The organism is Frigoribacterium sp. CFBP9030 (assembly GCF_034045195.1).
Classification (GTDB): Bacteria; Actinomycetota; Actinomycetes; order Actinomycetales; family Microbacteriaceae; genus Frigoribacterium.
Genome location: NZ_JAXCWG010000014.1, coordinates 32,175 through 48,608, shown reverse-complemented (window position 1 = coordinate 48,608; position 16,434 = coordinate 32,175). Strand labels below are relative to the sequence as shown.

At 71.9% G+C, this 16,434-nt stretch carries 16 protein-coding genes; 9 read left to right on the top strand and 7 right to left on the bottom strand.

Going from position 1 to position 16,434, the window contains the following annotated elements:
* Positions 1–9: 9 nt before the first annotated feature.
* Both SOM13_RS13360 and SOM13_RS13355 read right to left on the bottom strand, forming a co-directional pair.
* Positions 10–243, bottom strand: coding sequence for a hypothetical protein (locus SOM13_RS13360; RefSeq protein WP_320479992.1), 234 nt, complete (start codon positions 241–243; stop codon positions 10–12).
* Between the two features lie 108 nt (positions 244–351).
* Positions 352–1,098 (bottom strand): SDR family oxidoreductase, encoded by a 747-nt coding sequence (locus SOM13_RS13355; RefSeq protein ID WP_320479991.1) that lies wholly within the window; start codon positions 1,096–1,098, stop codon positions 352–354.
* A 126-nt stretch (positions 1,099–1,224) separates the two neighbouring features.
* Between SOM13_RS13355 and SOM13_RS13350 the strand changes: the two genes are divergently transcribed.
* The 3 genes from SOM13_RS13350 to SOM13_RS13340 all read left to right on the top strand — a co-directional run bounded on the left by SOM13_RS13350 (position 1,225) and on the right by SOM13_RS13340 (position 3,895).
* Positions 1,225–2,064 (top strand): helix-turn-helix transcriptional regulator, encoded by an 840-nt coding sequence (locus tag SOM13_RS13350; protein ID WP_243214054.1) that lies wholly within the window; start codon positions 1,225–1,227, stop codon positions 2,062–2,064.
* A 77-nt stretch (positions 2,065–2,141) separates the two neighbouring features.
* Positions 2,142–3,173, top strand: coding sequence for a Gfo/Idh/MocA family oxidoreductase (locus SOM13_RS13345; RefSeq protein WP_320479990.1), 1,032 nt, complete (start codon positions 2,142–2,144; stop codon positions 3,171–3,173).
* 89 nt (positions 3,174–3,262) lie between these two features.
* Positions 3,263–3,895: a Pr6Pr family membrane protein gene (locus SOM13_RS13340; RefSeq protein WP_192060238.1), complete on the top strand. Its 633-nt coding sequence runs from the start codon at positions 3,263–3,265 to the stop codon at positions 3,893–3,895.
* A 173-nt stretch (positions 3,896–4,068) separates the two neighbouring features.
* On the opposite strand, the gene SOM13_RS13335 is transcribed toward SOM13_RS13340, so the two are convergent.
* Both SOM13_RS13335 and SOM13_RS13330 read right to left on the bottom strand, forming a co-directional pair.
* Positions 4,069–5,001, bottom strand: coding sequence for a hypothetical protein (locus SOM13_RS13335; RefSeq protein ID WP_320479989.1), 933 nt, complete (start codon positions 4,999–5,001; stop codon positions 4,069–4,071).
* Between the two features lie 394 nt (positions 5,002–5,395).
* Complete coding sequence (locus SOM13_RS13330) at positions 5,396–6,097, bottom strand: LysE/ArgO family amino acid transporter (RefSeq protein WP_320479988.1); 702 nt, start codon at positions 6,095–6,097, stop codon at positions 5,396–5,398.
* 27 nt (positions 6,098–6,124) lie between these two features.
* Here SOM13_RS13330 and SOM13_RS13325 point away from each other — a divergent pair, with 27 nt between their 5' ends.
* On the top strand, positions 6,125–7,060 hold the full coding sequence (locus tag SOM13_RS13325; protein WP_320479987.1) for a LysR family transcriptional regulator ArgP: 936 nt from the start codon (positions 6,125–6,127) through the stop codon (positions 7,058–7,060).
* Here the strand turns inward: SOM13_RS13325 and SOM13_RS13320 are convergent.
* Together SOM13_RS13320 and SOM13_RS13315 are read right to left on the bottom strand one after the other, a co-directional pair.
* The gene (locus tag SOM13_RS13320; RefSeq protein WP_320479986.1) at positions 7,057–8,823 is read right to left on the bottom strand and encodes an MDR family MFS transporter; all 1,767 of its coding nucleotides are present in this window, start codon (positions 8,821–8,823) and stop codon (positions 7,057–7,059) included. The genes SOM13_RS13325 and SOM13_RS13320 overlap by 4 nt on opposite strands.
* A 7-nt stretch (positions 8,824–8,830) precedes the next feature.
* Positions 8,831–9,568: a TetR/AcrR family transcriptional regulator gene (locus SOM13_RS13315; protein WP_320479985.1), complete on the bottom strand. Its 738-nt coding sequence runs from the start codon at positions 9,566–9,568 to the stop codon at positions 8,831–8,833.
* A 153-nt stretch (positions 9,569–9,721) separates the two neighbouring features.
* Between SOM13_RS13315 and cls the strand changes: the two genes are divergently transcribed.
* Positions 9,722–11,191: a cardiolipin synthase gene (gene cls / locus SOM13_RS13310; protein WP_320479984.1), complete on the top strand. Its 1,470-nt coding sequence runs from the start codon at positions 9,722–9,724 to the stop codon at positions 11,189–11,191.
* A gap of 8 nt (positions 11,192–11,199) precedes the next feature.
* On the opposite strand, the gene SOM13_RS13305 is transcribed toward cls, so the two are convergent.
* Complete coding sequence (locus tag SOM13_RS13305) at positions 11,200–12,156, bottom strand: alpha/beta hydrolase fold domain-containing protein (RefSeq protein ID WP_320479983.1); 957 nt, start codon at positions 12,154–12,156, stop codon at positions 11,200–11,202.
* Between the two features lie 107 nt (positions 12,157–12,263).
* On the opposite strand from SOM13_RS13305, the gene SOM13_RS13300 reads away from it, so the two are divergent.
* The 4 genes from SOM13_RS13300 (at position 12,264) to SOM13_RS13285 (ending at position 16,413) form a co-directional block, all read left to right on the top strand.
* Entirely contained in the window at positions 12,264–13,409 is a 1,146-nt protein-coding gene (locus tag SOM13_RS13300) for a glycerol dehydrogenase (protein WP_320479982.1), read from the top strand.
* Between the two features lie 65 nt (positions 13,410–13,474).
* Positions 13,475–14,707 (top strand): chromate efflux transporter, encoded by a 1,233-nt coding sequence (gene chrA, locus SOM13_RS13295; protein WP_320480004.1) that lies wholly within the window; start codon positions 13,475–13,477, stop codon positions 14,705–14,707.
* Positions 14,708–14,789: 82 nt separating this feature from the next.
* Positions 14,790–15,158 (top strand): hypothetical protein, encoded by a 369-nt coding sequence (locus tag SOM13_RS13290; protein WP_320477130.1) that lies wholly within the window; start codon positions 14,790–14,792, stop codon positions 15,156–15,158.
* 55 nt (positions 15,159–15,213) lie between these two features.
* Positions 15,214–16,413, top strand: coding sequence for an ATP-binding protein (locus tag SOM13_RS13285; protein ID WP_320479981.1), 1,200 nt, complete (start codon positions 15,214–15,216; stop codon positions 16,411–16,413).
* The last annotated feature ends 21 nt before the right edge of the window (positions 16,414–16,434 follow it).

Below are 16,434 nucleotides of genomic sequence, written 5' to 3'. Positions count from 1 at the left end.
GCCGAGCGGTCAGTCGAGCTCTCGGTCGACGCGGAGGCCGAGCGGGTGCGGCCCGAGCAGCAGCCAGACGGCCCCGGCGCCGATCGGGAACAGCACGACGGCGATGGTCCAGATGGTCTGCTCGAGCGCTGTCGTGTCGGCTCGTCGCCGGACGGCCCGCACGATGCTCAGCACGATCGCCGCGTAGACGGCCACGGCCACCACCGCGAGCACCACCGTGCCCCATTCGCCCCATCCGCTCATGCCGACAGACTACGGGTGCGGCCCGGTGGGCGTGCCGATCCGTGCACACCACTCAGTGCGTGCCGCTCAGTGCGCGCCGCTCAGTGCGCGCCGCTCCGCGCACGTCGCTCAGTGCCTGCCGCTCAGCAACGCGAGCACGTCGGCGTAGCGCCCCTCGGCCTCGGCGTGACGGAGGAACCCGACCCGCTCGACGAGGATCTCGTGGGCGTCGGGCTGCGACTCGAGCAGCAACATCGTCTCGTCGAGGTACTCGTCGAGCGGCATCGCCGAGGGGTCGTCCTGCTGACCGAGCAGGGTGGTCTGCACCGCCGGCGGCACGAGCTCGACGATCTGCACCGACGTGTCGGCGAACTGGACGCGGATGCCCTCGCTCAGCGAGTGGATCGCCGCCTTCGTCGCGTTGTAGGTCGGCGTCAGCGGCAGGGGCACGCTCGCGAGCCCCGACGACACCGTGACGAACGCCGCCGCGGGTCGCGCCTGCAGGTGCTCGGTCCAGGCGGCGAGCAGTCGGATGGGCCCGAGCAGATTGGTCGTGACCGTCGCCTCGGCCGTCTCGACGAACGCGGCGGTCGTGACGTCCTCCGGCAGCATGATGCCGGCCATCGCGACGACGACGTTCGTCTCGGGCCAGCGCCGCTGCACCTCGCGCGAGACCGCGACCACGGCCTCGGGGTCGGTGGTGTCGAGCACGATCGACTCGATGCCGGGGTGGTCGCGCACGATCTCGTCGAGCAGCGCGGCACGGCGGCCCGCCACGACGACGGTGTTGCCCGCCGCCTGCAGCCGGAGCGCCAGCCCCAGACCGATGCCCGACGTGCCGCCGGGGATGAACACGGTGTTGCCGCTGATCTTCAAGAGGTGCTCCTTCTCGTGGTGGATGTGACACCACCCTCACCCGAGGAGGCGCGGCCCGGCAGAGCGCGCCTGTCCAGGGATCGACGCTCCCTGGTCGGGCGCCATCGGGGCTGACAGCATGGCGGCATGGACCGTGCCGAGCTCGCCGACTTCCTCCGTCACCGACGCGAGTCGCTCCGCCCCTCCGACGTCGGCCTGCCCGACGGGGAGCGTCGACGCACCGCCGGTCTCCGTCGGGAGGAGGTCGCCGCGCTGGTCGGCATGTCGACCGACTACTACGCCCGCTTGGAGCAGCAGCGCGGGCCCCAGCCGTCCGAGCAGATGCTGATAGCCCTGACCCGCGGACTGCGCCTCGGTCTGGACGAGCGCGACCACCTCTACCGGCTGACCGGGCACCATCCGCCGCGTCGTACCAGGGGCGGGGAGCACGTCAGCCCGGCTCTGCTGCGGGTGCTCGACCGGCTCGACGACACCCCGGCGCTCGTGCTGAGCGACCTCGCCGAGACGTTGGCGCAGAACCCGCTCGCGGTGGCCCTGCTCGGTGATCAGCGTCGGCACGAGGGGCTGGCCCGCAGCGCGTTCTACCGGTGGTTCACCGATCCGGCCGAGCGCGCCTCCTACCCCGCCGACGACCATGAGCACCAGCTCGCGCTGCAGGCGTCGGGTCTGCGTGCCGCCCTGAGCATGGCGGGCGGCGGCGGCCGACCCCGCGAGCTCGTGGAGGCGCTGCTGGACGCGAGCGACGAGTTCGCCGCGCTGTGGCGGCGGCACGAGGTGCACCAGCGCTTCGACGACCGCAAGACCCTCGTGCACCCCGAGCTCGGGCTCATCGAGGTCGACTGCCAGGCGCTCTTCACGGAGGATCAGTCGCAGACCCTGCTCGTCCTGACCGCTCGCCCCGGGTCGCCGGACGCCGAGAAGCTGCGACTGCTCGGTGTGATCGGCAGCCAGCGCTTCGTGGAGTGAGGAGGCGGGGCGTCCGCCGGCGACGGCGCGGGGCACGGCATGATGGGCGCACGACGACGTGACCCCGAGGAGCAGCCATGCCCGCACCAGCATTCCCCACTGCGACGCACACGCCCCTTCGCGGGGGGCCGACTCTGCGCTGGGGGGTCATCGGCCCCGGCGAGATCGCCGGCGACTTCACCGACGCCCTGCATGCTCACACCGATCAGCGGGTGGTGGCCGTCGCGTCGCGCAGCCTGGATCGGGCCGAGGCGTTCGCCCGAGCACACGGCGTCGGGTCCGCCTTCGACAGCGCGGAGGCGATGGCGGCCTCCCCCGACGTCGACGTCGTCTATGTCGCGACTCCTCACACCCGGCACCTGCCCGACGCGCTGATCGCCATCGCCGCCGGCAAGCACGTGCTGATCGAGAAGCCGCTCGCGACGACTCCGGCGGAGGCCGACCTCATCGGGGCCGTCGCGAGCGACGCCGGGGTGCTCGCCATGGAGGCGCTCTGGACGCGCTACCTGCCCCACACGACGGTGATGGCGCGCCTCCTCGCCGACGGCGCGATCGGCGACGTGCGTCTCGCGACGGCCGACGTCGCGTGGGCGAACGACCTCTCGGCGCCCGGCCGCATGACCGACCCCGCCCTCGGCGGCGGGGCGCTGCTCGACATCGGCGTGTACGCGTTCTGGTTCACCCAGTTCGCCACCGGCCACCCCGTCGAACGGCACGCCACCGGATCGACCCGAGCCGACGGCGTCGACCTCGACGCGGCCGTCGTCACCCGCACGGCCGACGGGGTGCTCGCGACGGCGGCCACGAGCCTGCGGGCCACATCGCCGGGCATCGGAGCCGTGCTGGGGTCGGGCGGGTCGCTCCGCACCCTGCGGAACCTCGTCTTCCCGACCTCGTTCGAGCTCACCACGGCGAGCGGCACGGCGATCTGGGATGACCCGTCCGTGCCGACCGGACGCCAGGGGCTCGCCTACCAGGCCGCGGCGCTCGCCTCTTTCGTCGACGCCGGACTCCGCGACTCGCCCCTGCACTCGCTGGCCGACTCGAGGTCGATCCTGTCGACGATCGAGGCGGCCCGCGCCTCCCTGACCGTCGTCGACGACGTCTGAACGGGAGCGGCCGGGCGCGCCTCCTCGACGGTCGTCGGCGGCTCCGGGTCGGGAGCGGCGACCGGAGCGCCGCTCAGTAGGCTGTCGCCATGACGCGCGCCCGCCTGATGGTCCCCTTCCGACTCGTCCTCGCCGTGCTCGGCCTCGCGGCCGTCGGCACGCAGTTCGGCGTCACCCTGACGAACGACTACGGCATCGTCAACTTCTTCTCGTACTACACGAACCTCAGCAATCTGTTCGCCGTGGTCGTCTTCACCGTCGGGGCGGTGCGCACCCTGCGACGGAGACCCGGCAGTCGCGCCTGGGACACCGTGCGACTCGTCAACGTCGTCAACATGGTGTTCGTCGGTCTCGTCTTCAACCTGCTGCTCGCCGGCGTCGGGGGCGGAGTCATCCCGTGGGTGAACGTGGTCGTGCACATGCTCGTGCCCGTGGCCGCGCTGATCGACTGGCTCGTGCTGCCGGCCGGTCGACGACTCCCCTGGTCGGCCGCCCTGGTGGGCCTCGTGACCCCGGTGGTCTACAGCGTCTACACGATCGTGCGCGGGGCCCTCATCGGCTTCTACCCGTACCCGTTCTACGACCCGGCGGCCCAGGGCGGCGCGGGTGGCGTGGCGATCTACGTCGGGGTGCTGCTGCTCGCCCTCATCGCGCTGTCGTTCGCCCTCGTCGCGGTGGGGCGCCTGGCCGGCCGTCTCTGGAAGTCGACGCGGCGCGGCTGAGTCGACCCGCGCCTCCTCGGAGCCCGTGAGGGGTCGATGAGTCGGAACACGCCGCGGGTCCGTCTGCGGGCGCGGCGTGTTGCGACTCATGGAGGGTGGGGGCTGGGGGCTGGGCGCTCGCAGTCCGGTCGATGAGTCGAGACACGCCGCAGGACTCATGGAGCCGCGGCGTGTCATGACTCCTCGACCCCGCGCTCGGTTATCAGGCGCCTGACGCGAGCTACGAAGGCGTCGGCGAGAGGTCCCAGATCGTCGTCCGTCGCCTGGACCTGCCGCCAGCCGGCGTCCTCGAACGCCTCGCGGCGCCGTATGTCGTCGCGGTACGTGAAGCGATCGGTGCGGTGGTGGTCTCCCTGGTATTCGAGCGCGACCTTGGCCCCGAGATGAGCGACGTCGACGTACCCGATGAGCCGCCCGTCGGAGTCGTGGACGGGCTCATTGACCGACAAGCCGGTGATCCCCGCACGCACGAGGAGCAGTCGCAGGTCGGTCTCGCGAGGCGACCAGACATTCGGCACCGCCAACTCGAGCGCCGAACGCGCCGTCGTCGCCCCGCGCCGTCTACCGCCTGCCCTGATCGCGGACGAGAGCACCTCCCGGTCCAGCTCTCTCGCCTGCGGATGCGTCGACCACCTCCCCATCAGGGCGTCGGCGATCGTGACCACGTCGTCCAGCGTCATCGAGGCCGCGGACTGCGACCACGCCGTGACGGGATCGACGACCGGCAGCCCCCTGAGATCGACCGAGGGTCCGAGGCGTGCCGCCGTCGCCGTGTGCCCGACGACTCCTGGTCGCCGAACACGTCTGTCTCGCGGGGACACGACATGCAGCGGGCCCCGCGCGGGATCGTGCCCTCGCGGGAGAGGCAGCCCCCAGAGGGCCAAGGCGGTCAGGTGGCTGAACGCGGTGCCGTGGCCCAGGGCGGGGGCGAGCGCGCGACACCGGTCGTCGAGTGCGACGCCGGCGGACCAGGCGCGCACGCCCCAGTGCGGCGCCACGAGGTCGCTCCGCCGAAGTCGAGCGAGGCCGATCCCGAGCGCCCGGCCTTCCGTGACTGAGAACGGGCGGCCGACGAGGGCGGCGGGCAGGGGCTCGGGTGGAGGCATGCGGACAGGGTCGCGCTACTGGCACCGCGCCTGGGGGTTGCTCGGGGCGACCTGTACAGGGAACGGGATGCGCGGCTTCTGTGCAGGGGTGAGCCGGGGCGAGCAGGGGCGAGCCTGGGCGACGAGGAGTCACGACACGCCGCGGGGCTCAGGGTCCCGCGGCGTGTCGCGACTCCTGGACCTGGACTCGGGGGCTCGGACCCGGGGGCTCGGACCCGGGGGCTCGGGCTCGGGGGCTCGGGCTCGGGCTCGGGCTCGGGCTCGGGCTCGGGCTCGGGCTAAAATTCGGGCTGTCGGGGCGGTCGATGAGTCACGACACGCCGTGGGGGCGTCCGGGGGCGCGGCGTGTTGTGACTCATCAACCCCATAGCCAGTGGGGCGGAGCGGGGCGGGGTCAGGCGCCGAGGAGGAGGCGCAGACCGAGCACGGTCATCACCACCGCGATGATGGCGTCGAGCACCCGCCAGGCCCCGGGCCTCGCGAAGACGGGACGCAGGAGGCGCGAGCCGAATCCGAGGGCCGAGAACCAGACGAGACTGCCCACCACCGCACCCGCCGCGAACCACCAGCGGAGCTCCCCCGGCTGCTGATTCGCCACCGAACCGAGGAAGACGATCGTGTCGAGATAGGTGTGCGGGTTCAACCAGGTGAAGGCGAGGGCCGTCAGCACGGCCGTCGAGACGCGGACCGTCTGTACCGGCTGGCGACCGTCAGCACCGCCCGGGGCGGCGACGGGGACCAGCGCACCCACCGGCCGCAGCGCGCGGACCGCCGCGAACGCCGCGTACACCAGGAGGAACCCGGCACCCACGAGTCGCACCACGACGACGACCTCGGGCACGGCCGTGATGAGGGCGCCGACGCCGGCCACTCCGGCGCTGATCAGCACGGCGTCGCTGACCGCGCAGACCACCACGACGGGCACGACCACGCGGGTCACCCCGGTCAGACCGACCCGCAGCACGTACGCGTTCTGCGCACCGATGGCGACGATGAGGACGAGGCTGGTGCCGAAGCCGAGGAGGGCGATCGGAAGGCTGGTCTCTAGGTGCACGACGTCGACGGTACGGGCCCCTTCGGCATCTCTCCAGCTCATGTTCTCGATGGCGCATAAGCTCAGCTCATGGCCCGGTTCACCCTCGATCAGCTCGACACCCTGCGGACGATCGTCGACGAGGGCACGTTCGAGGCGGCGGCTCAGCGGCTGCACATGACCCAGTCGGCGGTCTCGCAGCGCATCAAGCTGCTCGAGACGGCGGCCGGCGCGGTGCTCCTCCGACGGACGAGCCCGGTCGCGACGACCCCGGCGGGGGACGTCGTGCTCCGTCTCGCCCGGCAGATCGACCTGCTGTCCGCCGACGTCGCCTCCGAGCTGGGAGGCGCGGGCACCGACCACGGACCGTCCACCCTGCCGATCGCCGTCAACGCCGATTCGTCGGCGACGTGGTTCCTCGACGCGCTGGCGGACGTGGCGGCGAGTCATCCGGTGGTGTTCGACCTCCGCCGCGCCGACCAGGAGCACACCTCGGCGCTGCTCCGGGCGGGCGACGTGCTGGCCGCGGTCACTGCGACCCGGGCGCCCGTGCAGGGCTGCGTCGTCGAACCGCTCGGCGTCATGCGCTACCGCGCCGTGGCGAGCCCCGCCTTCGTCGAGCGCCGGTTCGGCGGCCGCGTCGACCTCGACCTCGTCGACCGGGTGCCGATGGTCGTCTTCGATCGGACGGACACCCTGCAGCACGAGTTCGTCCGACGCGTCACCGGCCGAGACGCCCGCTCGCCTCGCCACCATGTGCCGGCCTCGGCCGACTTCGCCAGGGCGACCGTGCTCGGACTCGGATGGAGCATGCTGCCCGAGGAGCAGGCCCGGCCCGAGATCGAGGCGGGCCGTCTGATCGAGCTCGCCCCCGACTCCCCCGTCGACGTCACCCTGTTCTGGCAGCGCTGGACGCTCGGGTCGCCCCTGCTCGACGCCGTGACGGAGGCGGTGCTGCGGACGGCGGGGCGCAGACTGCACCCGATCTCGAGCGGTCCGCGCCCCGACGGACGCAGCGGCGCCTAGTCGCCGCGGGGCTCCCGAGGGGGCGCGGTGTCGGCATCCGCATCGGCCGGCGGCACCACGGGAGCACCCGACGCGACCGCGGCGGCCGTGGCCGACTCGCCGGCGGCGGAGGTCGCAGCAGACGTCGCGGCCGACGGCGCAGGTGTCGAGCGACCGCGGCTCGCCGCCTCCAGCTCCTCCGCTTCGTCCCCCGAGACGGCCTCGCCCCGCGCGACCATCCCGGCCACGTCGCTCAGCGCGATCTGCGGCAGGAACAGCGCCAGGATCAGCGCCACCGCGATGAACGGCACCAGGTACGCGAACACCGGCGCGAGCGAGTCGGCGTAGGCCTCGACGACGAGGCGGCGGATGGCCTCGGGCAGCTCGTTGAGTGCGGCCGGGTCGAGGGTCGCCGTCGCGGACGATGCATCGCTCGGCGACGCCCCCGCGTCGGTGAAGACCGTCGTCAGGTTCGAGGTCAGGCGGCTGGTGAACATGGCGCCGAAGACCGCGACGCCGAGCGCCGCCCCGACCTCGCGGAAGTAGTTGTTCGTGCTGGTCGCGGTGCCGACGTTCGCGGCGTCGACCGAGTTCTGCACGACGAGCACCACGACCTGCATGATGAGGCCGAGCCCCGCGCCGAAGACGAACAGGAACACGCAGATCAGCGACAGCGGGGTGTCGGCCGTCAGAGTCGTAAAGAGCAGCATTGCGATGCCCGTGAGGATCGTGCCGACGATCGGGAAGATGCGGTATCGGCCGGTCTTGGAGATCAGGTTGCCCGAGAGGATCGACGTGCCGATCAGACCCGCCATCATCGGCAGCAGCAGGAGTCCCGACACCGCCGCGGAGGCGCCGGACGACATCTGCAGGAACGTCGGGACGAAGGCGATCGCCGAGAACATGCCGATGCCGAGCACGAAGCCGATGCCCGTGGCGAGCACGAACACCTTGTTGCGGAAGAACGACAGCGGGATGATCGGGTCGTCGGCCCGCGACTCGACGAACACGAACAGCCCGACGGCGACGAGCACGCCCGCGCCCCAGAGCCAGGTCTCGCCGGCGCCCCAGCCGTGGTCGGCCTGACCGCCGAACTCGGTGAAGAAGATGAGGCACGTGGTCGCCGCCGACAGCAGCACGACGCCGAGCACGTCGATCCGCTTGGTGGCCTTCTTCCCGGGCAGGGTGAGCGCCATCCACGCGATGATGAACGCGGCGACGCCGACCGGGATGTTGATGTAGAACGCCCACTGCCACGTGAGGTGGTCGACGAAGAAGCCGCCGAGCAGCGGGCCGCCGATGGCCGAGAGGCCGAAGACGGCACCGAGCGGGCCGAGGTACCTGCCGCGCTCGGAGGCGGGCACGATGTCGGCGATGATCGCCTGCGACAGGATCATGAGCCCGCCGCCGCCGAGCCCCTGGACGGCGCGGAACACCACGAACATCCAGAAGTCGTCGGCGAAGGCGCAGCCGATGCTGGCGAGCGTGAAGATCGCGATGGCGGCCAGGAACAGATTGCGTCGACCGAGCACGTCGCCGAACTTGCCGTAGATCGGCATGACGATCGTCGTGGCGAGCAGGTAAGCGGTGGTGATCCAGGCCTGGTGCTCGACGCCGCCGAGCTCGCCGACGATGGTCGGCATGGCGGTCGACACGATGGTCTGGTCGAGGCTCGAGAGCAGCATGCCCGAGATGAGGGCGCCGAAGATGATCCAGATCCGCCTCTTGGTGAGGAGGAACGGCGCGTCGCCCTTCGTGGCGGTGGCGGTGGTGGACGTGGTCATGGTCGACTCAACGGGCCTCTCGGTCGGACGGTTCGGTGGTGATGGGGGTCGTGGCGGGGGTCGTGATGGGGGTCGCGGCGGGGCTCGCGGCGGCCGTCGTGCTCGAGACGGCGAGCAGATCGCGGGCGAGGTCGAACCAGCTCGCGAGGACGTCGTCGAACCGGCGCGACGGGGCGTCGAGCTCGAAGAAGAACTGCTCGACGGCGCGCTGGGTCAGCGCGGTGGCGAGCGTGAACGCGGCGTCGACGCGCGGGTCGTCGACCGGGAGCCCCTCGTGGCGGGCGATGGCGGCGATCACCCGGCGCTTCTGCTCGTCGCCCTGGCGCATGATCGCGGCGAAGAGCCTGGGCTCGCGCTCGAGCACGGCGCGGAAGGCCGCGGCGCGCTCGCGTGTCAGCCCGACCTGCTCGATCCGGGCCACGATCAGGCGCGACAGGTCGTCGAACACGGTCTCGAGCGGCAGGAGGCGCGGGTCGCGTGACGAGGCCGCGTACGCCTCGAGGGCGTGGTCGTCGTCGTCGATGGCCGTGCCCACGACGACGTCGTCCTTCGAGGCGAAGTGGTTGAAGAACGTGCGACGCGAGATGCCCACGGTGGCGCACAGCTCGTCGAGGGTGAAGCCGGCCAGCCCGTCGGCCGCCGTCCGTCGGCGGGCCTCGGCGATCAGCTCGGCACGGACGCGGACCCGCCGGAGGGCCGTCTTGCCGATCGTCTCGGGGGCGGCCCCGGTGCTCGTGTCGGTCATCGCGCCTCCTGCTCGATCGTCGTCCCGATGGTGCGGCGCCGATGCCGAGGGCGGAATGCCCGAGATGCACTATTGCACTCTGGGTGCCAGAGTGCAACAGCCGAAGTCGGCCAGGCAGACGCGCCGGACCTCCGGGCCTGCGAGGATCGACGCATGACCTGGCGCAGAGTCCTCAAGGCCTTCCCGACCGTCGTGCTCGTCGTCGACATCGTCATCCGCGTGGTGGCCGTGGTGCTCGTCCCCCGCAATCGGCGCCCGAGCTCGGCGATGGCGTGGCTGATGGCGATCTTCGTCGCGCCCATCCCCGGCAGCGTCCTCTTCGGGCTGATCGGATCGACGAAGCTGCCGCAGGACCGCCGCGACAAGCAGCGCGAGATCAACAGCCTGATTCTCGAGAACACGCAGGGTCTCGACTCGCGGGCGCCCACGGTCACCCAGCCGCCGTGGTTCGGCACCGTCGTGCAGCTGAACCGCACGCTCGGCGCCATGCCGCTCATCCCGGGCAACACCGCGACGCTGCTGCCCGACTACGCCGACTCGGTGGCCGCGATGACCGCGGCGGTCGACGACGCCGAGCGCTACGTGCACGTCGAGTTCTACATCCTCACCCGCGACGAGACGACCTACCTCTTCTTCGACGCGCTGAAGCGCGCCCACGACCGGGGGGTCAAGGTGCGGGTGCTCTACGACCACTGGGCGACCATCCGCAACCCCCAGGGCCGAGTCACCCGCCGCTGGCTGCGCGACGCCGGCATCCGCTTCGAGGAGATGCTGCCGTTCCACCCGACGAAGGGCATGTGGCGGCGTCCCGACCTCCGCAACCACCGCAAGATCGTCGTGGTCGACGGTGACGTGGCCTTCACCGGGTCGCAGAACATGATCGACCCGAGCTACAACAAGCGGGGCAACATGCGCCGGGGCCTGCAGTGGAAGGACCTCATGGTGCGACTCGACGGGCCCGCCGCCATCGGCCTCAACGCCCTCTTCATCACCGACTGGTACAGCGAGACCGACGAGCTGCCGACCGACTCCGAGGCCGAGCCGATCGTCGAGCAGCGCACGGGCCCGGACACCATCGAGTGCCAGGTCGTGCCGAGCGGCCCCGGGTTCGACGGCGAGAACAACCTGCGCCTCTTCAACGCGCTCGTCTACGGCGCCCAGGAGCGCCTGATCATCGCCAGCCCGTACTTCGTGCCCGACGAGTCGATGCTCTATGCGATCACCACGGCGGCCGAGCGGGGCGTCGACGTGCAGCTGTTCGCCTGCGAGGTGGCCGACCAGTTCATGGTCTACCACGCGCAGCGCTCGTACTACGAGACGCTGCTTCGTGCGGGCGTCCGCATCTTCCTCTACGAGAAGCCGACCGTGCTGCACTCGAAGCACTTCACGGTCGACGACGACGTGGCCGTCATCGGGTCGAGCAACATGGACATGCGCTCGTTCAGCCTCAACTTCGAGGTCTCGCTGATGGTGCGCGGGTCGGGCTTCGTCGACGAGGTGCGTCTCATCGAGGACGACTACCGTTCGCGGTCGCACGAGCTCACCCTCGCCGCCTGGCTGTCACGACCCGCCGGGCTGCAGGTGCTGGACAACGTCGCCCGGCTCACGGCCGCCGTCCAGTAGGCCGCGGCTCACCCGGCGAGGGTCTCCCGGAGCGTCCGCACGATCTCGACCCGCGCCTCCCTGCCGGCCCGTGTCGGCAGCAGCGGGTACGCGTGGATCCGCCCCCGACCCTCGTGCCAGTCGAGGTCGACCCCCGCGGTGCGAGCACGGTCGCGCAGGAGGTGCGCGTCGGGATTCAGGACGTCGCGCGTCCCCGAGAACACGGTCAGCGCCCCCAGCCCGGCGAGATCGCCGAACAGCGGGCTGACCACGGGGTCGCGCAGGTCGAGACCGCCCCTCCAGTGCTCGGACAGCACCCGACCGCCCGGGGTGCCGAGCCACGGGTCGCTCGGCTGGACCACGGGGATCCGCGGGTTGCTCCAGGTGAGGTCGAGCGCGGGGGCGATCAGCACCGTCCGCGGCACGACGACGCCCGCGTCGCGCAGCGACAACGCCGCCGAGAGGGCGATCTGGCCGCCGGCGGAGTCCCCCGCGAGAGCCACGGGACCATCCGCCGTGGTGACGAGGTCGACGATGCCGACCCGCGCCTCCTCGGCCGTCCCGAACGGGACGAGGGGGTAGATCGGGAGCGCGACCGTGGTGCCCGCCTCTGCCGCGATCTGCGCGGCGAGGTGCCAGTGCTGCGACACGATCTCGCCGACCCAGCCGCCGCCGTGGGCGTAGATGACGGTGCCGCGGGACGCTCCGTCGCGGCGTGAGACGCGGTACACCGGCCAGCCGGAGCGCTGCTCGACGTCGACGCGGACGTCCGACCGCAGGGCGCTCGGCGGACCGAACGGCGCAGGGCGCAGCGACCGCGCACGGATGCGACGACGGGCGCCCGCCGCGCTGACGAAGGTCCGGTTCGCCGCCGTCAGCCGCAGGAACCCCACCACCACCGACTGCGGAACGACGAGACGCGCCGCCGTCGGCACCGTCGCACGGAGGTCGGACGAGGGGGCTGGGCGACGGCCGCGGGTGCTCATGCGCCGACCGTACCCCGCGCACCCCGGCCGTGACGCGGGCACGGAGGGGCCACGGAGGAGGCGCGCGTACCGTCGGGACGACACGCACCACCAGAGAGGACCGCACGATGACCACTCCCATCCGCACCGTCATGAGCCCCGCCCGCTACGTCCAGGGCAAGGACGCCATCACCCGGCTCGGCGAGTTCGTCGCCCCGATCGGCTCGAAGCCGCTGATCGTGTCGGACGACGTTGTCTGGGGTCTCGTCGAGCAGTCGGTCACCACCAGCTTCGAGTCGGCCGACCTGCGCATCGAGCGCGTCGGATTCGGTCGCTTCGCGACACCCGCCTCGATCGACGAGCTCGTCGAGACCATCCGAGGGGCGTCCGCCGACGTCGTCGTCGCGATCGGCGGCGGCAGCGCCATCGACGCCGCCAAGGCCGCCGGGCACCTCGCCGGCATCCGCTGGGTCAGCGTGCCCACGGTCGCCTCCACCGACGCGCCGACCTCGGCGCTCGCCGTCGTCTACACCGACGAGGGCGAGTTCATCGAGTACCGGTTCTTCCCGCGGAACCCCGACCTCGTGCTGATCGACACGCAGCTCGTCGCGAACGCGCCCGTCAAGTTCCTCGTCGCGGGGATCGGCGACGCCCTCGCCACGTGGCTCGAGGCCCGCGCCTCGGCCCGCTCGCACGCGACCACGATGGCCGGCGGCCTCCCGACGCAGGCCGGCACGGCGCTCGCCGAGCTGTCGTGGCGGATCATCCACGAGAACGCCTTCTCGGCCCTCGCCGCGGCGGAGGACGGCGTCGTCACGCCCGCCCTCGAGGCCCTCGTCGAGGCCAACACGCTGCTGTCGGGTCTGGGCTTCGAGTCGGGCGGACTCGCCGCGGCGCACGCCATCCACAACGGCCTGACCGCGGCGCCGCAGACCCACGGGCTGACGCACGGTCAGAAGGTCAACATCGGCTCGATGACGCAGCTCGTGCTCGAGGGCGCGCCCCGCGACGAGATCGAGGACTTCGTCGAGTTCACCACCCGCGTCGGTCTGCCGAACACGCTGACCGAGATCGGACTGACGGTGGACGACCTCGACGAGCTGACCGCCGTGGCCGAGGCCGCGACCGTCGAGACGGAGACCATCCACAACATGCCGTTCCCGGTGACGTCCGCCGACGTGGTCGCCGCGCTCGTGTCGATCGAGCGCCTGTCGCGGTCGATCCGCTCGGCGAAGGGGCTGCCGGAGCCCGAGCTGTACGTCGCCGGGCACTGAGTCGACGCCGCGCCGGGCCGGCGCGTCACAGGCGAGTCACCGGGGTTTGACATCATGACCCCGTGATGAGACGAGACAGCGCAGACCCGGGCGACCGAGGGAACCCCCTCGAGGTCGCCCGGGTCTTCTCTCTGCTCGGGCTGACGTCGTTCGGCGGGCCGGTCGCTCACCTCGGGTACTTCCGCTCCGAGCTGGTCGAGCGCCGTCGCTGGCTCGCCGACGGGCGGTACGGCGAGCTGGTCGCGCTGGCGCAGTTCCTGCCCGGGCCGGCGTCGAGCCAGGTCGGCTTCGGGCTGGGCCTGCTGCGGGCCGGTCCACTCGGCGCGCTGGCGGCGTTCGTCGCGTTCACCCTGCCATCGGCCCTGCTGATGTTCGCGGTGGCGCTCGGCCTCGGGGCGCTCGACGGGCCCGTGGGCTCGGCCGTCGTGAGGGGACTGACCATCGGCGCGGTGGCGGTCGTGGCCCACGCCGTGACGGGGATGGCGCGGTCGCTGGCGCCCGACCCGACCCGCGCCTCCCTCGCCGTCGTCGCCGCGGTCGCCGCCCTCGCGCTGACCGGCCCGGCCGGGCAGCTGGTCGCGATCGCGGTCGGGCTCGCAGGAGGGCTGCTCTTCTGCCGGTCGGACGAGGAGGCGCGGGTCGGGTCCGCGCCGTTCCCGATCGGTCGGCGGGCGGGTGCGGTCTGCCTGAGTCTCTTCGTCGCCCTCCTCGCCGGGCTGCCCGTGCTGGCCGCCGCGACACGGTCCGAGACGATAGCTCTGATCGACATCTTCTACCGGGCGGGGGCGCTCGTCTTCGGTGGCGGTCACGTCGTGCTGCCGCTGCTGCACGCGGGGCTGGTCGAGCCCGGCTGGGTCGACGACGGCGTCTTCCTGACCGGCTACGGGGTGGCGCAGGCCGTGCCGGGTCCGCTCTTCACCTTCGCGACGTACCTCGGGGCCGTCGCCGATCTCGGGCCGGGAGGCGCGCTCGGCGCCCTGCTGGCCACCCTCGCGATCTTCGCGCCGGGGCTGCTGCTGTTGGCGGGCGTGCTGCCGTTCTGGGATGCAGTGCGGGGGCGCCGCCTCGTCGGCGCGCTCCTCCGCGGGGTGAACGCGGCCGTCGTCGGGCTGCTGGCCGCGGCGCTCTACGACCCGGTGTTCGTCACGGCGGTGACCGACGTCGGCGCCTTCTGCCTGGCCCTGGTCTGCTTCGTGCTGCTGGTCGTCTGGCGGGTGCCGGCGTGGGCCGTCGTGATGATCGCCGCCGGGGGCGGTGTGCTGCTGACGGGGCTCACATCGACGCCAGGCGCCGGCTGACCGCGATGCGACGTGCGTCGGGCGGAGACCGCATGGTGCTCGGTGCAGACCTGTCGGTCTGGAAGGCGCTAGCGTCATCGACATGACGACGAATGGTTCCACCACCGCCTCCCTCCCCCGCCGGTCCGCAGGCCTGACCCGTCTCGCGCTCGGAGCCGCCGCGGCGCTCGCCACCGTCACGATGCTCACGTCGTGCGGTCTGGTGGACCAGTCCGAACCGGAATCGCAGGAGGCGGCGAAGCACCTGAACGAGACGTACGAGGCCTACGGGTCCGACCTCTCCGGCGAGGATTACGAGGCTGTGGCGTACGGCGCCTTCCACATCACCCTCGAGATCGACGGCGAGGACGTGGACGTCAGGATCTGCGACCCCGACGTGAGCCCCACCGAGACGACGTTCTGCACGAACGACGATCAGAACCCGACGCCGATCCCCCTCCCGAACGACTGACCCGGGAGCAGTGCGGAGATTTGCTATATTATAGCAAATCCGCTCAGGAGGCCCCGTGACTCTCAACCCGTACACGCCCGGCGCCGGCACCCGACCGCCGACCCTGATCGGTCGGGAGTCCCAGCTGGCGGTCGTCGGCTCTCTCGCCGAGCTCGTCGAGGCGGGCCGCTCGTCGAACCCCGTCGTCTTCACCGGCCTGCGAGGAGTGGGCAAGACGTCGCTCCTCCAGGAGGTCGGCGCCGTGCTGCGCTCCAGAGGATGGCTCGCCGGCTACTACGAGGTGCGGCGCGACGTCGAACCGGGTGTCGCCGTGAGATCCATCGTCCGGGACAGCGCCGATCTCACGCAGGGCCGGCTCCGGAAGGCGCTGTCCTCGGGGGCGCACTCGATCGGGGGCATGAAGCTGTCGCTGGGGCCGACCGGCTTCACCTTCGCCGTCGACGCTGCGGCACCGCGACGCGAGGACTCCGACCCCTTCCCCGAACTGGTGCGGTTCCTCCGACTGCTCGGACGGGACGCCAGTCAGAACGGGGTCGGCGTGGCCCTTCTGATCGACGAGCTGCAGGTCTTCCGTAAACGGGACATCGCCGTCCTCGTCCAGGCCCTGTCGGCGCTCAAGGACGAACCTATCGTGCTCATCGGCGCCGGGCTGCCCTACCTCGCGTCCGAGCTTTCGAAGGCGAACACCTACGCCGAGCGCTTCCGCTTCGAGGTGATCGACCGGCTGGGCGAGGCGGATGCGCGCTCGGCCGTCACCGATCCCGCCTTCGACCTCGGCACCATCTGGGACGACGACGCGCTCGAGCGGGTCCTCGAGCTGGCCGACCGGTACCCCTACTTCCTCCAGCTCTACGCGAGCGAGTCGTGGACGTCCGCCGCCGGCGCCGCTCGGATCGATTCGACGCATGTCGACGAGGCCATCCCGGCCGTCCAGCGGCAGCTCGACGCCGGGCTGTACTCCGCGCGCTACGACCGGCTCTCCGAGCGCGAACGCGAGTACGTCGACACCATGGTCGCCGTGGCCGACGCGTCGCCCGACGGTGGGGACGACGCCCGTCCCCGGCCGAGCGTCTCGCCTCGGGTCCAGTCCGGCGCAGTGGCGGCCGAGCTGGGCAAGTCGCTGACGCAGGTGGCGACCACCCGCGACCGCATCATCCGCAAGGGCATCATCCACGCGCCCGTCTACGGCGAGCTCGAGTTCTCCGTCCCCGGCTTCGCGGACTACGTCCGCCGGCGCACGGGCCGCGCCCGCTGACCGACCTCGTCCAGTCAGCGT

Bases quoted from the DNA above. Each gene is read 5' to 3' on its own strand.
- SOM13_RS13300 (WP_320479982.1), top strand. From the start codon at position 12,264: ATGACCACTCCCATCCGCACCGTCATGAGCCCCGCCCGCTACGTCCAG.
- SOM13_RS13290 (WP_320477130.1), top strand. From the start codon at position 14,790: ATGACGACGAATGGTTCCACCACCGCCTCCCTCCCCCGCCGGTCCGCA.
- SOM13_RS13345 (WP_320479990.1), top strand. From the start codon at position 2,142: ATGCCCGCACCAGCATTCCCCACTGCGACGCACACGCCCCTTCGCGGG.
- SOM13_RS13325 (WP_320479987.1), top strand. From the start codon at position 6,125: ATGGCCCGGTTCACCCTCGATCAGCTCGACACCCTGCGGACGATCGTC.
- SOM13_RS13360 (WP_320479992.1), bottom strand. From the start codon at position 243: ATGAGCGGATGGGGCGAATGGGGCACGGTGGTGCTCGCGGTGGTGGCC.
- SOM13_RS13315 (WP_320479985.1), bottom strand. From the start codon at position 9,568: ATGACCGACACGAGCACCGGGGCCGCCCCCGAGACGATCGGCAAGACG.
- cls (WP_320479984.1), top strand. From the start codon at position 9,722: ATGACCTGGCGCAGAGTCCTCAAGGCCTTCCCGACCGTCGTGCTCGTC.
- SOM13_RS13305 (WP_320479983.1), bottom strand. From the start codon at position 12,156: ATGAGCACCCGCGGCCGTCGCCCAGCCCCCTCGTCCGACCTCCGTGCG.
- chrA (WP_320480004.1), top strand. From the start codon at position 13,475: ATGAGACGAGACAGCGCAGACCCGGGCGACCGAGGGAACCCCCTCGAG.
- SOM13_RS13340 (WP_192060238.1), top strand. From the start codon at position 3,263: ATGACGCGCGCCCGCCTGATGGTCCCCTTCCGACTCGTCCTCGCCGTG.
- SOM13_RS13350 (WP_243214054.1), top strand. From the start codon at position 1,225: ATGGACCGTGCCGAGCTCGCCGACTTCCTCCGTCACCGACGCGAGTCG.
- SOM13_RS13330 (WP_320479988.1), bottom strand. From the start codon at position 6,097: ATGAGCTGGAGAGATGCCGAAGGGGCCCGTACCGTCGACGTCGTGCAC.
- SOM13_RS13320 (WP_320479986.1), bottom strand. From the start codon at position 8,823: ATGACCACGTCCACCACCGCCACCGCCACGAAGGGCGACGCGCCGTTC.
- SOM13_RS13335 (WP_320479989.1), bottom strand. From the start codon at position 5,001: ATGCCTCCACCCGAGCCCCTGCCCGCCGCCCTCGTCGGCCGCCCGTTC.